This is a genomic window from Cellulomonas sp. IC4_254, from assembly GCF_011603975.1.
Classification (GTDB): Bacteria; Actinomycetota; Actinomycetes; order Actinomycetales; family Cellulomonadaceae; genus Cellulomonas.
The window spans coordinates 1-14,896 of record NZ_JAANNB010000015.1 but is presented as its reverse complement, the minus strand read 5'-3'; the positions used below and the strand labels follow the sequence as shown (position 1 = coordinate 14,896).

14 protein-coding genes, 1 tRNA gene and 1 pseudogene are annotated in these 14,896 nt (G+C 75.8%); 5 read left to right on the top strand and 11 right to left on the bottom strand.

Annotated features, from left to right (window positions below; genetic code table 11):
* Positions 1-104 precede the first annotated feature (104 nt).
* Positions 105-494 carry a sulfurtransferase TusA family protein gene (locus tag G6556_RS19320; RefSeq protein WP_240933535.1) on the bottom strand — a complete coding sequence of 130 codons (390 nt, stop codon included), beginning with the start codon at positions 492-494 and terminating at the stop codon, positions 105-107.
* Positions 495-770: 276 nt separating this feature from the next.
* On the opposite strand from G6556_RS19320, the gene G6556_RS03020 reads away from it, so the two are divergent.
* On the top strand, positions 771-1,121 hold the full coding sequence (locus G6556_RS03020) for a nuclear transport factor 2 family protein (protein WP_166938496.1): 351 nt from the start codon (positions 771-773) through the stop codon (positions 1,119-1,121).
* 16 nt (positions 1,122-1,137) lie between these two features.
* Here G6556_RS03020 and G6556_RS03015 read toward each other — a convergent pair whose 3' ends face one another.
* Positions 1,138-2,016, bottom strand: a complete 879-nt coding sequence (locus G6556_RS03015) for an ANTAR domain-containing protein (RefSeq protein WP_166938494.1) — start codon at positions 2,014-2,016, stop codon at positions 1,138-1,140.
* A gap of 281 nt (positions 2,017-2,297) precedes the next feature.
* On the opposite strand from G6556_RS03015, the gene G6556_RS03010 reads away from it, so the two are divergent.
* The gene (locus G6556_RS03010) at positions 2,298-4,352 is read left to right on the top strand and encodes a beta-galactosidase (protein WP_346774688.1); all 2,055 of its coding nucleotides are present in this window, start codon (positions 2,298-2,300) and stop codon (positions 4,350-4,352) included.
* A 63-nt stretch (positions 4,353-4,415) separates the two neighbouring features.
* Entirely contained in the window at positions 4,416-5,066 is a 651-nt protein-coding gene (locus G6556_RS03005; protein ID WP_346774687.1) for a helix-turn-helix domain-containing protein, read from the top strand.
* Positions 5,067-5,133: 67 nt separating this feature from the next.
* Here the strand turns inward: G6556_RS03005 and G6556_RS03000 are convergent, their stop codons facing one another.
* A complete protein-coding gene (locus G6556_RS03000) occupies positions 5,134-6,666 on the bottom strand; it encodes an MDR family MFS transporter (protein WP_166938492.1) in 1,533 nt (510 codons plus the stop codon).
* A gap of 222 nt (positions 6,667-6,888) precedes the next feature.
* Between G6556_RS03000 and G6556_RS02995 the strand changes: the two genes are divergently transcribed.
* Together G6556_RS02995 and G6556_RS02990 are read left to right on the top strand one after the other, a co-directional pair.
* Positions 6,889-7,590, top strand: a complete 702-nt coding sequence (locus G6556_RS02995; protein WP_166938491.1) for a GAF and ANTAR domain-containing protein — start codon at positions 6,889-6,891, stop codon at positions 7,588-7,590.
* A gap of 55 nt (positions 7,591-7,645) precedes the next feature.
* Positions 7,646-8,386 carry a GAF and ANTAR domain-containing protein gene (locus tag G6556_RS02990; protein WP_166938489.1) on the top strand — a complete coding sequence of 247 codons (741 nt, stop codon included), beginning with the start codon at positions 7,646-7,648 and terminating at the stop codon, positions 8,384-8,386.
* Here the strand turns inward: G6556_RS02990 and G6556_RS02985 are convergent.
* The 8 genes and pseudogenes from G6556_RS02985 to G6556_RS02950 form a co-directional block, all read right to left on the bottom strand.
* Positions 8,373-9,083, bottom strand: coding sequence for a GAF and ANTAR domain-containing protein (locus G6556_RS02985; protein WP_166938487.1), 711 nt, complete (start codon positions 9,081-9,083; stop codon positions 8,373-8,375). The two genes, G6556_RS02990 and G6556_RS02985, sit on opposite strands and share 14 nt — an antisense overlap.
* Positions 9,084-9,173: 90 nt before the next feature.
* Positions 9,174-9,247 (bottom strand) — tRNA-Leu (locus G6556_RS02980).
* Between the two features lie 69 nt (positions 9,248-9,316).
* Positions 9,317-10,846, bottom strand: a complete 1,530-nt coding sequence (locus tag G6556_RS02975) for an NAD(P)/FAD-dependent oxidoreductase (RefSeq protein WP_166938485.1) — start codon at positions 10,844-10,846, stop codon at positions 9,317-9,319.
* Between the two features lie 92 nt (positions 10,847-10,938).
* Positions 10,939-12,090 (bottom strand): hypothetical protein, encoded by a 1,152-nt coding sequence (locus G6556_RS02970; RefSeq protein ID WP_166938483.1) that lies wholly within the window; start codon positions 12,088-12,090, stop codon positions 10,939-10,941.
* On the bottom strand, positions 12,087-12,416 hold the full coding sequence (locus G6556_RS02965; RefSeq protein ID WP_158372862.1) for a PadR family transcriptional regulator: 330 nt from the start codon (positions 12,414-12,416) through the stop codon (positions 12,087-12,089). The genes G6556_RS02970 and G6556_RS02965 overlap by 4 nt, the downstream gene beginning before the upstream one ends.
* A gap of 634 nt (positions 12,417-13,050) precedes the next feature.
* Positions 13,051-14,019, bottom strand: coding sequence for a Ppx/GppA phosphatase family protein (locus G6556_RS02960; RefSeq protein ID WP_346774686.1), 969 nt, complete (start codon positions 14,017-14,019; stop codon positions 13,051-13,053).
* Positions 14,020-14,095: 76 nt separating this feature from the next.
* Complete coding sequence (locus tag G6556_RS02955) at positions 14,096-14,605, bottom strand: DUF501 domain-containing protein (protein WP_166938518.1); 510 nt, start codon at positions 14,603-14,605, stop codon at positions 14,096-14,098.
* 74 nt (positions 14,606-14,679) lie between these two features.
* Positions 14,680-14,896 (bottom strand): annotated as a pseudogene (locus G6556_RS02950) (hypothetical protein); the annotation flags it as partial.

Here is a 14,896-nt window from a genome sequence, read left to right as displayed (position 1 = left end):
GGGGGTAGGAGACGCGTCGAGCGAGTACCCGGCGGCTACTCGCTCGACGCGTTTCCTACCCCGTGGGCGCGCGGGCGGCGCGTGGGCGCGTGGGCGGCGCCGCGTCAGGCGCCCGGGGCGACGTGCCAGGGGCGGGCCGGGTCCGTGGGGCGCGGGTCCGCCGCCACCTCGACCGCGTACGTCGCCGGCGGCGCGCCGTCCGGCACCGGTCCGAGGTAGCGGTGCCCCGTCATCCGGCACCACGCCGGCAGGTCGATCGGCGCCACCGGGTCCGACGTCGTCAGGTGCACCACGGTGCCCGGCGGCAGCTCGCGGGCGCGGGCGCGCAGCAGCACGAGCAGCCGGGCGCAGCCGAGGTCGCCGCCGTCGACGTGCACGACGCCACCGGGCCGGGGCGCGTGGGCGGAGCCGGCCCCGACCGCACCGCCCGCCGCCGCACCGTCGCGGGGCGCGGCGGCGCCGGGCGCGGGCGCGTCGGACGGCGGGGTGGGCACGGGTGGACTGTACCGAGCGCCGCGCCGCCGCCCCTCAGCGCTGGTGCTCCTCGCGCTCCGCCGACGCCTCCTCGCGGTACTCGAACTCCGCGGGGTCGACCCCGCGCTCGGTCAGCAGCCGGTCCTGCGCGGCGCGGGGCCCCTGCCCGAACCCGGCGACTCCGCGAGTGTCGCCCCGGCCGCCGCCCGGCGCGCGCCGAGCGCCGCCCCGCGGGACGATGGCGGCGCCGGCCCCCGGGACGCGCGGGGCGGGCGCGAGCGCGAGGGGGTCGCGCCGTGCGCAGCACCCGAGAGGTCCTGGAGTCCCACCTGGCGTACCGGTCCGCCGGCGACCTGGAGGCGGACCTGGCCCGGAACTACGCCGACGACGTCGTCCTGCTGTCGTGGGGCGAGGGCGTCCGGCACGGCAAGGACGGGGTGCGGCGGCTCGCCGGGATCCTGGGGTGCTACGTCGAGGCGGGGACGTACACCTACGACCGGCTCGTGGTGGACGACGCCTACGGCATGCTGCACTGGCGTGCGCAGGACGGCCGCACGCACGTGCGGGCCGGCGCGGACTCCTACGTCGTGCGCGACGGGGTGATCGTGGCGCAGACCATCGCGTACGCGGTCGACCGGGCGGGGTGAGCCGCACCGGGCGGCGTCACGCCGCGTCGGGGTGCACGCCTCCGGAGCCGCCGCCCACCGTGGCCGGCGCGCCGGTCGCGTGCGCCCGGCCGGCTCCCGGCGACGTCGCGTCGCGCTGGTCCACCAGGCCGGCCTCCGGCTCCCGCGCCCCCGGTTCCGCGGACCGTCCGGCGCCCGCCGGCGGCGCGTCCGGGCCGTCCGCGTCGCCCGGGCCGTCCGCGTCGCCCGGCGGGGTCGCCGCCGCGACGAGGGCCGCCGCGACCTCGCGCGCGTCCCCGGTCGCCGACACCGCCTTGAGGTGGGCGATCGCCTCGGTCGCGTCGCACCCGCGCTGGGCCATGACGATCCCGACGGCGCGGTCGAGCACGACCCGGGACCGGCTGCCGGCGAGCAGGTCGTCCATCGTGTGCGCGAGCTCGATGACCTCGTCCCGGGCGGCGACGACCGCCGCGATGCCGTGGGCGAGGCCGAGGGCGCGCGGCGTGACGCCCTCCCAGTCGGGGGTGCCGGGCGAGTAGAGGGACAGGTGCACGGTGACGTCGCCGTACGTGCCCGGCACGACGAGCGCCGAGCGGAAGCCCTGCACGCGGCAGGCGTGGCTCCACACCGGCCAGCGGTCGTCGGCGGCGACGTCCGCGACGACGGCGGGCGCGCCCGTCGAGCGGACCAGGTAGCGCGGCCCGAGCCGCAGGCGGTCCTGGACGGCGTCGCACCGCGCGACCGCGACCGAGGCGGCGGAGAGCCACCGGTCGCAGCCTCGGACGGTGGCGGCGGCGCACGCCGAGGCGTCGACGCCCAGGGTGCGCGCGGCGTGGTGCGTGAGGGTGTGGATCAGCGTGTCGAGCGAGGCGTCGGCGTCGACCCGCACGACCTCGTCGGACCCTCGGGTGGTCATGGTGCGGTCCTGACGTGGTGGGAGCCCGCTGCGCGGCGCTGCACAGGTGCCCAGTGTCCGCCCGTCCGGCCGGGGCCGCCACCCGGGCTGACCGACCCCGGGCCGTGCCCGCGTGCCGCCCCGGGCCGATGTCCGTGGGTCACGACCCGCTGAGGCGCTGACACCACGGCGTTTGCCGTTACCTACCAAGCGGTAGGTAGAGTGGCGACCGGTCCGACGGCGGACCGGCCGGACCCGCGCCGCGCGCGGGCGCCCCGGCTTCGCGCGACGAAGGGTGAACCGTGGACGAGCTCCTGTTCGGTGCGGCGTACTACGACGAGTACATGCCGACGGACCGGATCGAGACGGACGTCGAGATGATGCGGGCGGCCGGCATCACGGTGGTCCGCATCGCCGAGTCGACGTGGAGCACGCTCGAGCCGCAGCCCGGTGTCTTCGACTTCACGCACGTCGACCGGGCGCTGGACGCCTTCGAGGCGGCGGGCATCCACGTGATCGTCGGCACGCCCACCTACGCGGTGCCGGCGTGGCTGGTGCAGTCGCACCCCGACGTCCTGGCGACCACGCGCGCGGGCGAGGGCCGGTACGGGGCACGGCAGATCATGGACATCACGAACCCGACGTACCTGTTCCACGCGGAGCGGGTCATCCGGCGGCTGATGGAGCGCACCGCGCACCGCCCGGCCGTGATCGGGTTCCAGATCGACAACGAGACGAAGTACCACGACACCGCCGGCCCCGCGGTGCAGCGGCGGTTCGTGAAGTACCTCCGGGAGCAGTTCGGCGGCGACCTGGACGCGCTGAACGCGGCGTTCGGCCTGGACTACTGGTCGAACCGCGTCGACGCCTGGGAGGACTTCCCGGACGTGCGCGGCACGATCAACGGGTCGCTGGGCGCGGAGTTCGACAAGTTCCGCCGCCGCCTGGTCGAGGAGTTCCTCGCCTGGCAGGCCGGGATCGTCCGCGAGTACGCCCGCGCGGACCAGTGGGTCACGCAGAACTTCGACTTCGACTGGACGCCGGGCTGGTCGTACGGCCTGCAGCCGGCCGTGGACCACTTCCGGGCCGCGCCGACCGTCGACATCGCCGGCGTGGACATCTACCACCCGACGCAGTCGCGGCTCACGGGCAAGGAGATCGCGTTCGGCGGCGACCTGACCCGCTCGATCAAGGGCGGCGCGAACTACCTCGTGCTGGAGACGCAGGCCCAGGGCCAGCTCGGCTGGCTCCCCTACCCGGGTCAGCTGCGCCTCCAGGCGTACAGCCACCTGGCCAGCGGCGCCGACGGCCTCATGTACTGGCACTGGCACTCCATCCACAACTCGTTCGAGACGTACTGGCGCGGCCTGCTGTCCCACGACCTGCAGAGCAACCCGACGTACGAGGAGGCCGGCGTCTTCGGCCGGGAGGCGCAGCGGGTGGGCTCGTCGCTGATCCACCTGCGCAAGCACAACCGCGCCGCGATCATGGTGAGCAACGAGGCGCTGACCGCGCTCCAGTGGTTCACCCTCGAGGTCGGGTTCATCGACGGCGTCTTCGGCTCGTCGATCGGCTACAACGACGTGCTGCGCTGGGTGTACGACGCGCTGTTCGACCTGAACGTCGAGGTCGACTTCGTCTCGGTGGACGACGAGGACCTGGCCCGGTACGACCTGCTGGTGGTGCCGGTGCTGTACGCGGCCCCGCAGGCGACGGTCGACCGGCTGGACGCGTACGTGCGCGGCGGCGGCCACCTGGTCACGACGTTCCGCACCGCGGTCGCCGACGAGCACGTGAAGGTCTGGCACGACACCGCGCCGCACGGGCTCACCGAGGTCACCGGCGTGACCTACAACCAGTACACGGTGCCCGGCGACGGCGTCGGCCTGACGCTGCACGGGGACCTGGCCGCCGTCCCGGGCGCCACCGAGGGCGCGGCGGCCGGCGCCCAGGCGTTCCTCGAGCTGCTGCGTCCCCACGGCGCCGAGGTGCTGGCGTCGTACGACCACCCCGCCTGGGGCCCGTACGCGGCGATCACCCGGAACCGCGTCGGCGACGGCCGGTCGCTGCACCTCGGCACGATGACCTCGCCCGAGCTGCTGCGGGCGGCGCTGACCCTGGCGGTGCGGGACGCGGGCATCGCCGACTGGGCGCAGGACCTGGCCGGCACGGTCTCGGTGCGCCGGGGCACGAACTCCGCCGGGAACGCGCTCACCTACCTGCTCAACTACTCGGCCGCGCCGGTGACGGTGCCGGCCCCGGTGGCCGGGCGCTCGGTGCTGGCGGACGGCGCGACGGTGACCGCGGGCGACGACCTGACGATCGGGCCGTGGGACCTGGTGGTCCTGGAGTCCTGAGGAGGGACGGAGCGGTCCTCGCACGCGACTAGGGTCGTGCGAGGACCGAGGGGAGCAGGACACGTGACGACGCAGGAGCAGGACCCGCCGGCGGTGCGACGCCGGGTCCGCCTGACCCCGGAGCAGCGGCAGGCGCAGATCCTCGAGGCCGCGACCCGCCTGATCGCGCGGCACGGGTTCACCGGCATGGCGCTGGCCGACGTGGCCCAGGAGGTCGGGCTCACGCAGGCCGGCCTGCTGCACCACGTCGGGTCCAAGGAGGGCCTGCTGGAGCTGGTCGTCTCGCGGCTGTACGACCGGCGCGGCACGCCGGACGACTACGTGGCGACGGGCGACCCCGCGGCGACGCACCCGGACGGGATCTCGCTGCCGGGGTACTTCCGGTTCCTGGTCGCGTTCAACGCGGCGCGCCCGGAGCTGCTCCGGCTGTACACCGTGCTCGGGGTCGAGGCGTCGTCGCCGGAGCACCCGGCGCACCCGTACTTCCTCGACCGGCCGGACCAGGTGTGGGCGTTCTACCGCGGGTTCACCTGGCGGCTGCCGCCAGACGTCGGGCCGTTCGACGGGCTGCGGGACCTGGTCGAGATGACGATCGAGGCGATGGACGGCCTGCAGATCCGGTCGTTCCGCCGCCCGGCGGTCGACCTGGTGACCGAGTGGGCCAAGTTCGAGCGCGTGCTCTACCCGTCGCCGGTGTGGGACGCGTACCGCTGACCCGTCGCCCCCGCGACGGACGGCCCGGCCCCCCCTCGGGGAGCCGGGCCGTCCGCGTCGGCGCCGGTCAGTGCATCGCCACCGGGGCCTCGGCGTCGGCCGGGGGGCGCCGGACGAGCAGCGAGGCGACCACCGCGACCAGCGCGACGAGGCCGCCCCACAGGAACGCGCCGCGCACGCCCGCGGCGGTGGCCGTCAGCACGTCCGCGCCCGCCTCGAGCCGCGCCGCCGTGGTGGTGGACAGCACGGTGATGAACAGCGCGGTGCCCGCGGCGCCCGCGAGCTGCTGCAGGGTGTTCACGATCGCGCTGCCGTGCCCGTACAGATCGCGCGGCAGGGAGCCGAGCGCCGAGGTGAACAGCGGCGTGATCATGAACGCCAGGCCGATGCTCAGCAGCGAGTGCACGGTCACCACCGCCCCCACCGGGGTGCCCGGGTGCAGGGTCGACAGCAGCCACAGCGCCACGCTCAGCGCGAGCACGCCCGGGGTGACCAGCGGCCGCGGGCCGAACCGGTCGAACAGCCGGCCGACGAGCGGCGACAGCGCACCCATCACCAGGCCGCCCGGGAGCAGCAGCAGGCCGGTCTCCAGGGTGCCGAGCGCCAGGACGTCCTGCAGGAAGATCGGCAGCACGATCAGCGCGCCGAACATCGCCATGAACCCGATGACGAGCACGAGCGCGGACACGGTGTACGAGCGCCGCGTGAACACCCGCAGGTCCATCAGCGGGCCGTCGTGCGTGCCCTGCAGCCGGATCTGCCGCGCGGCGAACGCCGCCAGGGCGAGGACGCCCACCGCGATCGGGACCCAGGGCGCGACGACGGTGTGCCCGCCGGCGGACTCGCCGATGCTGGACAGGCCGAAGATCAGCGCGCCGAACCCGAGCGCCGACATGAGCAGCGACAGCACGTCGAGCCGGTGGTCGGACGGCTCGGTGACGTCCCGGACCTTCCACGCGCCGAGCGCGAGGGCCGTGCCGGCGATCGGCAGCATGACGAGGAAGATCCACCGCCACGACAGCTGCGACAGCACCAGGCCGGAGATCGTCGGGCCGATGGCCGGGGCCACGGAGATGACGATCGAGATCGTGCCCATGGTGCGGCCGCGGATGCTCGGCGGGACCAGGGTCAGCGCGGTCGTCATGAGCAGCGGGAGCATCACGGCGGTGCCGCTGGCCTGGACCACCCGGCCCGCGAGCAGGGTGCCGAAGCCCGGGGCGGCCGCGGCGAGCGCGGTGCCCGCGACGAACAGCGACATCGCGGTGATGAAGATCGGGCGCAGCCGGAACCGGTTCATGATCCAGCCGGTCGCCGGGATGACCACGGCCATCGTGAGCATGAAGCCGGTGGTCAGCCACTGGCCGGTCGCGGCGGTGACGCCCATCTCCTCCATGAGCACCGGCAGGGCGACGCCCATCGCGGTCTCGTTGAGGATCACGGTGAAGCCGGCCACCAGCAGCAGGCCGATGAGGGTGCGGTCGCCGGGGGCGAGCCGCACGGGCGCGGCGGCCTCCGGCGCGGCGGCGGCGGTCACGGCGGCCGGCCCGGCGCCGTCGCCCGGAGCGCGGTCGCGCAGGGCGGTCTCGTCGTGGGTGGTCATGGGTCTCCCTCGCGGGTGGGGTCGGCGGTGAGGTGCGCACGAGCGGGTCGGGTCCGCGGGGACCGGACGCCCGAGGGAGGCGCACGTCGGGACCAACGTCCCGGACGCGTTCGATGATTCCCGAGGCCGCCGCCCGTGTCGCCGAGTTTTCCGCCGGGGGTCCGGGCGCGGAAGGTGTCGCTAGGCTGGTCAGGTCGGGTCGTCGGAGTCGTGAGGTGGGGGATGGTCGATCGCTCCGCCCTGCTCGCCGCGCTGACGGCGACCGCCGCGCAGGGCGCCGGCGGCACGCTCGTCGGCCGGCTGTGCGAGGCCGCCCGCGTCGTGTCGGACGCGGACGGCGCCTCGATCGCGCTCACGCCCGACCGCCGCGACTACGCCAGCCGGTCGGTGCTCTGGGCGACCGACGCCGTCGCGGCCCGGATCGAGCAGATCCACGACGTGGTCGGCCGCGGGCCGGCGTCGGACGTCGCGCGGACCGACGAGGGGGTCAGCCTCACGCTCGCCGACACCGGGACGCCCTGGCCGGAGTTCGCGGAGATGGCCACGCGGCACACCCCCGCGGTCCTGCTCGCAGCGGTCCCGCTGCACGCCGGCTCCGGCGTGCTCGGCGTGCTGACGCTGTACCGGTCGCGGCCCGGGGCGCTCACGGGCGACCTCGAGGACCTCGGCTTCGTCGCCGACGTCATCGCGGTCGCGGTGCTGGACGGCACGCCGCCCGGGACCACCCCGCCGCGGGCCTCCTGGGACGAGCGGTCCGCGATCCACCAGGCCGCCGGCATGGTGATGGCCCAGCTCGCCGTCCCCGCGGACGACGCCCTCGCGCTGCTGCGCGCCCACGCGTTCGCCCTCGACCTCACGCTGCCCGAGGTGGCGCACCAGGTCCTGGACCGCACGCTGCAGTTCCGTCCCGAGGAGGGGCCGTGACCGGCACCGACCCGCACCGCACCACCCCCGTCCCCACCCGCCGCCGGAGCGTGACATGACCACCTCGACCTCCATGGCGGCCCTCACCAGCGGCCTCGCCGCGCTCGCGGACCAGCAGGACGCGGTGAGCGCCCTGTCCACCACGGTCGCCGCCGCCGCAGAGGCGCTGCACGCCGACGTCGGAGTCGTCGTCGCCGAGGACGTCGCCGACCCGTCGGAGGGCCGGCTCGACCTGCTCGCCGCGTCCTCGCACGCCGCCGCCGCCCTCGAGACCTACCAGCTGCAGGTCGGCTCCGGCCCGTGCCTCGACGCGGTGCACGGCGACCGCGACGTCTCCGTGGTCGGCGAGACGATGCTGCGCACCCGCTGGCCCGACCTCGGCTCCGCGCTCACCCGCGCCGGCTACCGCGCCGCGCACGCCCTCCCGATGCGCTGGCGCGGGCAGCCGTTCGGCGCGCTCAACCTGTTCCTGTCCCGCGCGCACCCGCTGACCGCCGACGAGCGGGCCACCGCCCGCGGGTTCGCCGACATCGCCGCCGTCGCCATCGTGCACGCGGACGACCGGCCCGACCTCGACGCGCTCGCGCGCGCCGTCCGGTCGACCGCCGCGCACCGCGCGCTCGTCGAGCAGGCCAAGGGCGCCGTGCGGTACCTCCTGGAGCTCGAGGAGGGCGAGGCGTTCGCGGTGCTGATGCGCCGCGCCCGGGTGACCGGGCAGCCGGTCACCGCCGTCGCCCGCGAGCTGGCCGACGCCGTCGCGGCGGGCGACCGGCCGGCCTGGCTCACCGAGGGCTGACGGCGCCCGGCCCCCCGTCGTCGTCGGCCGGACGGCGGTCGCGCGGGACGCCGTCCCAGCTCGCGCGCGGCAGGACGACGGCGGCCGCGAGCCACTCGGCGATCTCGACCGGCGCGGCGCCGCTGCGCGCGGCCAGCTCCCGCACCACCTGCTGGGCGGTCGCCGCGTCGCAGTGCCGCGACGCCATGACGATCCCCACGGCCAGGTCGACCCGGTCCCGCTCGCGCCGGGCGTGCCCGCCGAGCCGCTCCCCCACCGCGCCGCCGGCCAGCCGCAGCCGGGCCCGCACGTCGACCGCCACCGCACCGGCGAGCCGCACCGCGGTCGCGAGGTCGACCGGCGTCCAGTCCCGTGCGCCGGCCGCGTAGAAGTTCACCGCGATCTCCGCGCGCGGCCCCACCGTCACGGGCACGGCGACGAACGAGTCGAACTGCTCGACCGTGAACCGCTCGCGCCACGCGGGCCAGCGCCGTTCGGCGAGCAGGTCCGGCAGGACCACCGGCGCCATGCCGCGCATCGCGGAGATGCAGGGACCCTCCTGCACCCGCACCTCGACGTCGTCGCACCGGCGGGCCCGCGCGCTGCTGCTGCCCGCGCGCACCGTCGTGCCGAAGTGCCGGAACGTGATGCTCGCGTGCGTGCCCGGCCCCATCGAGTCGGCCGCGCCGCGGGCATGGCGTTCCAGGTAGGTCGCCATTCCGCCCCCTGGACTCGAGGATGCTCTGCGCCCACCCACCGTCCCACCTCGACGGCGGACGCGCCAGTGTCATGCACGGCGGTCGACCGGTGCCCCCGGCGGGATTCGAACCCGCACTGCGCCGGGTTTAAGCCGGCTGCCTCTGCCGGTTGGGCTACGGGGGCCGCGCCCATCCTGCCAGCACGACGGAGCCCACCCACCCTCGCGGGGTGGACGGGCTCCGGTGCGGTGCGTCAGGCCTTGCCGGCCGGCTTCGCCTCGGCGGGCGAGCCGTCGGCCGGCGAGGTGTCGTCGGCCTTGCGCGTGCCGGACGGCGTGACCTCGGCGCCGGGGACCGCGGAGTGGTCCTCGGCCTTGGCCGGGGCGGCGGCGGGCGCGGCCTCGGGCTTCGGCTTCGGCGGCACGGACGCCGCGCGGAACTCCGCGCGCGGGTCGTGGATCGAGCCGAGCGCGACGGTCTCGCGGCGCCACAGCAGGTTCGCGGTCCAGCCGGACATGATCGCGATCTTGCGGTTCAGCGTCGGCATCGCCATGACGTGGTACGACCGGTGCAGGACCCAGGCGAAGAAGCCGCGGACCTTGATCTTGCCCAGGAACTGCGCGACGCCCTTGTACATGCCGAGGGACGCGACCGCGCCGATGTTCTTGTGCTTGTAGTCCGTCGGCTCGGCGCTGCGCAGGACGCGGGCCAGGTTGTCCGCCAGGTGCGTCGCCTCGCGGATCGCGTGCTGGGCGTTCGGCGGGCAGAACGAGCCCGGGTTGTACAGGTCCGGCACCGCGGCGCAGTCGCCGGCCGCGTAGGCGTCCGGGACGACGTGGCCGTCGGCGTCGACGATCTGCAGGGTCGCGAGCGTGGTGACGCGGCCCATCTTGTCGAGCGGCAGGTCCGAGTTCTGCAGGACCGGGTTGGCCTTGACGCCCGCGGTCCACACGATCGTCTCGGAGTCGAACTCGGTCTTGTCCGAGAGCACGACGTGGCCGTCGACGCACGAGTTCAGGAACGTGGAGAGGTAGACCTCGATGCCGCGCTTGCGCAGCTGCTCGAGGGTGTAGCCGCCGAGCTCCTCGGAGACCTCCGGGAGGATGCGGCGCGAGCCCTCGACCAGCACGAAGCGCAGGTCGTCGGCGCTCAGCGACGGGTAGTGCTTGACCGCGTCGCGGGCCATGTCCTCGACCTCGGCGATCGCCTCGACGCCGGCGAACCCGCCGCCGACGAAGGTGAAGGTCAGCATCCGGCGGCGCAGCTCCGGGTCCCAGGTGGACGACGCGCGGTCGATCCGGCCCAGGACGTGGTTGCGGACGGCGATGGCCTCCTCGACGTTCTTGAAGCCGATCGCCTGCTCCGCGAGACCCGGGATGGGCAGCGTGCGGGCGACCGAGCCGAGGCCCACGATCAGGTGGTCGTAGGTGATCCAGTACGGGTCGCCCTCCTCGGGCGTGATCTGGACCTTGCGCTCCGCGTGCTTGATCTCGGAGACCTTGCCCTGCAGCGCGTCGATGCCCTTGAGCGCGCGGCGGTGCGGCGCGACGACGTAGCGCGCGTCGATCGAGCCGGCCGCGGCCTCGGGCAGGAACGGGGCGTAGGTCATGTACGGGCGCGGGTCGACCACGACGATCGCGGCCTCCCGGTTGCCCAGGCGACGACGGAGCCGGCGGGCCGAGTACAGCCCCACGGACCCGCCGCCGAGGATGACGATGCGCGGCACCTTGCGGGAGGTGCTCCCGGACTGCGGCGCCAGGGTCGTGGCGGTGGACTCAGACATAGGTCCAACGGTACGTCCCATGACTTGGGGAAGGCGAACCAGGGGCACGTGATTCTGGGCACAAGGTCCCGGGTCGAGCCGCCCCGCCGCCCTCAGGGGGCCGCGGTGGCCTCGGCGGACGGCGCCGGGGAGCCGCCCTGACCAGGACTTCCGTCCTGATCCGCGCCGACGACGGCCGGCGCCTGCGCGAACGGCAGCGGCGGTGTGCGGGGCTCGCCCTCCAGCAGCTCGGAGGTGTCCCGCGTGCCCGTGGGGTTCGACCAGTCGAACTCCTCGTACGGCGCGCCCTGCAGCGGGTACACGTTCCACCGCCGGCGGCCGTCCTCGTCCGTGGCGGCGACGAACGCCCAGGGCTCCTCGACGCCCGGCAGGGACCACGACGACCACCCGTCGTCCGTCGTCGTCCGCACGGGCCGGCCTCGGTCGTCGAAGACCTGCACGCCGGTCAGCGGCTTCCCCGCCGCGTCGTAGAGGAACAGGTTGCTCACCTGCATGCCGTCGACCCACACCCCGGCCTCCGGCTGCGCCGGACCGACCGGCACCTCGACGTACCGCACGTCCGACACCTCGGGTCCGTAGAACCGCGACTCGTAGGTGAACCACACGACGGGCACGAGCAGGACGAGCGCGACCACCGTGACGCCGCGGGACAGCCGGGTCAGCTGACCCGCGCCCCAGCGGCCGCGGCCCCACTGCACCGACACGACGACCAGGCCCAGCAGGATCGCCCACTGCACGGGGTTCCCGGGGACGCCGTCGCGCTCGGGACGGATCTGCCACACCAGCGCGTCCCACTGGATGACGAGCCACATCAGCGCCTGGTAGCCGATCCAGGCCCGGGCCAGCCACCAGAGCGGTCGCAGCTCGCTCGCCGCCCGGACGACCGGCTCGACCCACGGCTGCCGGCGGACGACCGAGGTCGCCCGGCCCGCCGCGGCGCGCATCCGCTGCACCCGCTCCGGCCACGGCTTCGCCCGGTGCGGGGAGCCGACGGGCACGCCCGCGGCGGCCCGGAGCTCCTCCGCGTAGGCACCCGGAGTGCCGAACCGCACCGCGAGGTCCACCGTGGCGGCGTCGTCCCCGACTGGCTGCGGGCCGTCGGCGAGCGCGTCCGCGAGGTCCGCCTCCAGGCCGTCGGTCAGGTCGTCGACCTGGTCCGGCGGCAGGTCGCCCAGCTCACGACGGACCTCGGCGGCGTACCGCCCGACCGCCTCGCGCACCCCGGCCTGGCTGGTCCCGTTCACGCCGCCGCCTCCCCGTCGAGCAGGCGGGTCATGGTGCCCGCGAACTCGCGCCAGTCCTTGCGCTGGGCCGCGAGCATCGCCCGGCCCTGCGCGTTGATCCCGTAGTACTTGCGGTGGGGGCCCTCGTCGCTGGGCACCACGTAGGACGTGAGCGCGCCCTGGGAGTACAGCCGGCGGAGCGTGCCGTAGACGGACGCGTCGCCGACCTCGGCCAGCCCCGCGGCGCGCAGCCGGCGGACGACGTCGTAGCCGTACCCGTCCTCCTCGGCGACGACGGCGAGCACCGCCACGTCGAGCACTCCCTTGAGCAGCTGGGTCGTGTCCACCCGGGGCCTCCCTGGCGCGGCCGGCCGGGTCCGGCGGCCGCTGCGGTGCGGGGCGGGCGCCGCGGTCGGCCCCCTGTCGGCCGCGGCACCCGCTGTCTGGTGCGGGAGCCGACCCTCCTCGGCTCCCGCAGGACACACGGTAGTACAGATTGCGCAGTACCGGGCGAAGTTCGCTACCGCGTCGACGCGGGCGTGTCGCACGCTCGCGCCGCGTGGACGCCGGTCCGGCTGCGGCCGCCCCCGCGCCAGGGCGGCTGCGCCGAGTTCGGCAGGTCCGGCCGAGTTCGGTGGGTCCGGCCGAGTTCGGCAGGTCCGGCCGGGTTCGGCAGGTCCGGCCGAGTTCGGTGGGTCCGGCCGAGTTCGGTGCCCGCATCCACCGAACGCGGCGACACCCACCGAAGCCGCGGCTCCGCCCACGCCGAGATACTGCCCGCGGCGCGAGATAGGACCGTCGACCGCCCTATCTCGGGCGGACGGCCCTATCTCGGCGGAGGGTGCGGGCGCGCGCGGGCCTCAGGCGGGCGCGCGCGGGCCTCAGGCGGGCGCGCCGGGAGGGCGCGCGGCCCGGGGGCGCCGCGCCGCGGCGCGGCGAGCGGGTACGGGTCACGTGCTCGGGCGCGGGAGCGGGAGTGGGTCAGGCGCGCGGGCGCTCGCGCTCGGCGACGCTCCAGGCGATGCCGTCGAGGATGTCGTGCTCGGAGGTGACGACCTCCGTGAGGCTGCCGCCGGCGGCCTCGACCTCCGCGCGGACGCGCTCCACGACCGCCCGCCACACGAGCGCACCCGCGCCGATGACGTCGACGCGGCCGGGGTGCATGAACCCGAGCGCCGAGCGGGCGTCGTGGTCGCGGGCGAGCAGGTCGTCGCAGGCGGCGACCACGTCGTCCACCGGGAGGACGGCGCCGTCGATGGCGTCCCGGTCGTAGGCGGGCAGGGCCAGCGCGTGCGCGGTGATCGTCGTGACCGACCCGGCGAGGCCCACGAGCGTCGCGGTGCGGCCGAGCGGGACGTGCTGCGCGGCGACGTCGAGCGCGGCGCGGACGTCGGCCTCGGCGGCGGCGACCTGCTCGGCGGTGGGCGGGTCGCTCAGCAGGTGGCGCTCGGTGATCCGGACGCAGCCGACGTCCATCGAGTACGCGGCCTCGGGCTCGCGCTCGCCGAGGACGACCTCGGTGGAGCCGCCGCCGAGGTCCACGACGAGGAACGGGCCGTCGTGGGTCGTGCCGAGCACGCCGGTGGCGCCGCGGAAGGACAGCGCGGCCTCCTCGACGCCGCCGATGACCTCGGGCTCGACCCCCAGGGCCTCGCGGACGCCGGCCACGAACTCGTCGCGGTTCTCGGCGTCGCGGGACGCACTGGTGGCGACGAACCGGACCGCCTCGACGCCGAGGTCGCGGCAGACCTGCGCGTACCGACGGGTGGCGTCCAGGGTGCGGGCCATGGCCTCGGGGGCGATGCGGCCGGTGCGGTCGACGCCCTGGCCGAGCCGGACGACCTCCATGCGGCGGTCGAGGTCCGTCAGGGTCCCCGCCCCCGGGTCGACGTCGGCCACCAGGAGCCGGATGGAGTTGGTCCCGCAGTCGATGGCAGCCACACGCGTCACGCGGGAGATCATCCCATCCCCGGCGCGGGGCGCGCGCCGCGGTGCCGGCCCCGGGCCCGGCCGGCGCGGTCGGGCGTCAGCAGGTGCAGCGGTCCGGGCGCCAGACGTCGCGCAGCCGCAGCAGCACGTCGTCCCCGACGGGGTTCACGCCCGGGCCGGCGGCGAGGGCGTGCCCCACGACGACGTGCAGGCACTTGACCCGGGTCGGCATCCCGCCGGCCGAGATGCCGGCGATCTCCGGCACGTCGCCGAGCTCGGCGCGGTCGGCGAGGTAGGCCTCGTGCGCGCGCTGGTACGCGGCGGCGAGCTCCGGCTCGGCCTGCACGCGGGCGGTCAGCTCCTTCATCAGGCCGGTGGCCTCGAGGGTGCTCACGGCGCCGACGGCGGGCGGGCAGGTCAGGTAGTACGTCGTCGGGAACGGCGTCCCGTCGTCGAGGCGCGGCGCGGTGCGGACGACGAGAGGGCGGCCGCAGGCGCACCGGGCGGCGACACCCACGACGCCGCGCGCGGGCCGGCCGAGCTGCTCGCGGAGCACGACGAGGTCCGCCTCGGTCACCTCGGGGGGGTCGTGCCGGGCGCGCGGCACGGGCGCCGGGTCGGGCAGCGCGGGCGCCGGGGTGCTGGGCAGGTCGGTCACGTGCGGTCCTCGGGCGGTCGGCGTCAGGGGGTCGGTGCCGTCGGCTCCCCGTCGGACCCCTGGGTCCCGGTGCCGTCCGGCGCGGTCCCATTGTCCCCCGTCGTGCCGGTGCCCGTGGACCCGTCGGTCCCGGCCCCGGTCGCCCCGCCGCCCGCCGCGCCCGCGACCTGCACGGAGTCCCACACCTGGGCGTACCAGGGGCGGGTCGGGTCGTCGGACTCGACGGTGCCGGGGGTGGTG

What these genes read in the sequence shown, in the direction of transcription:
- G6556_RS03015 (WP_166938494.1), bottom strand. Translation starts at nt 2,016, where the DNA reads ATGACCACCCGAGGGTCCGACGAGGTCGTGCGGGTCGACGCCGACGCC.
- G6556_RS03000 (WP_166938492.1), bottom strand. Translation starts at nt 6,666, where the DNA reads ATGACCACCCACGACGAGACCGCCCTGCGCGACCGCGCTCCGGGCGAC.
- G6556_RS02995 (WP_166938491.1), top strand. Translation starts at nt 6,889, where the DNA reads ATGGTCGATCGCTCCGCCCTGCTCGCCGCGCTGACGGCGACCGCCGCG.
- G6556_RS02990 (WP_166938489.1), top strand. Translation starts at nt 7,646, where the DNA reads ATGACCACCTCGACCTCCATGGCGGCCCTCACCAGCGGCCTCGCCGCG.
- G6556_RS02985 (WP_166938487.1), bottom strand. Translation starts at nt 9,083, where the DNA reads ATGGCGACCTACCTGGAACGCCATGCCCGCGGCGCGGCCGACTCGATG.
- G6556_RS02975 (WP_166938485.1), bottom strand. Translation starts at nt 10,846, where the DNA reads ATGTCTGAGTCCACCGCCACGACCCTGGCGCCGCAGTCCGGGAGCACC.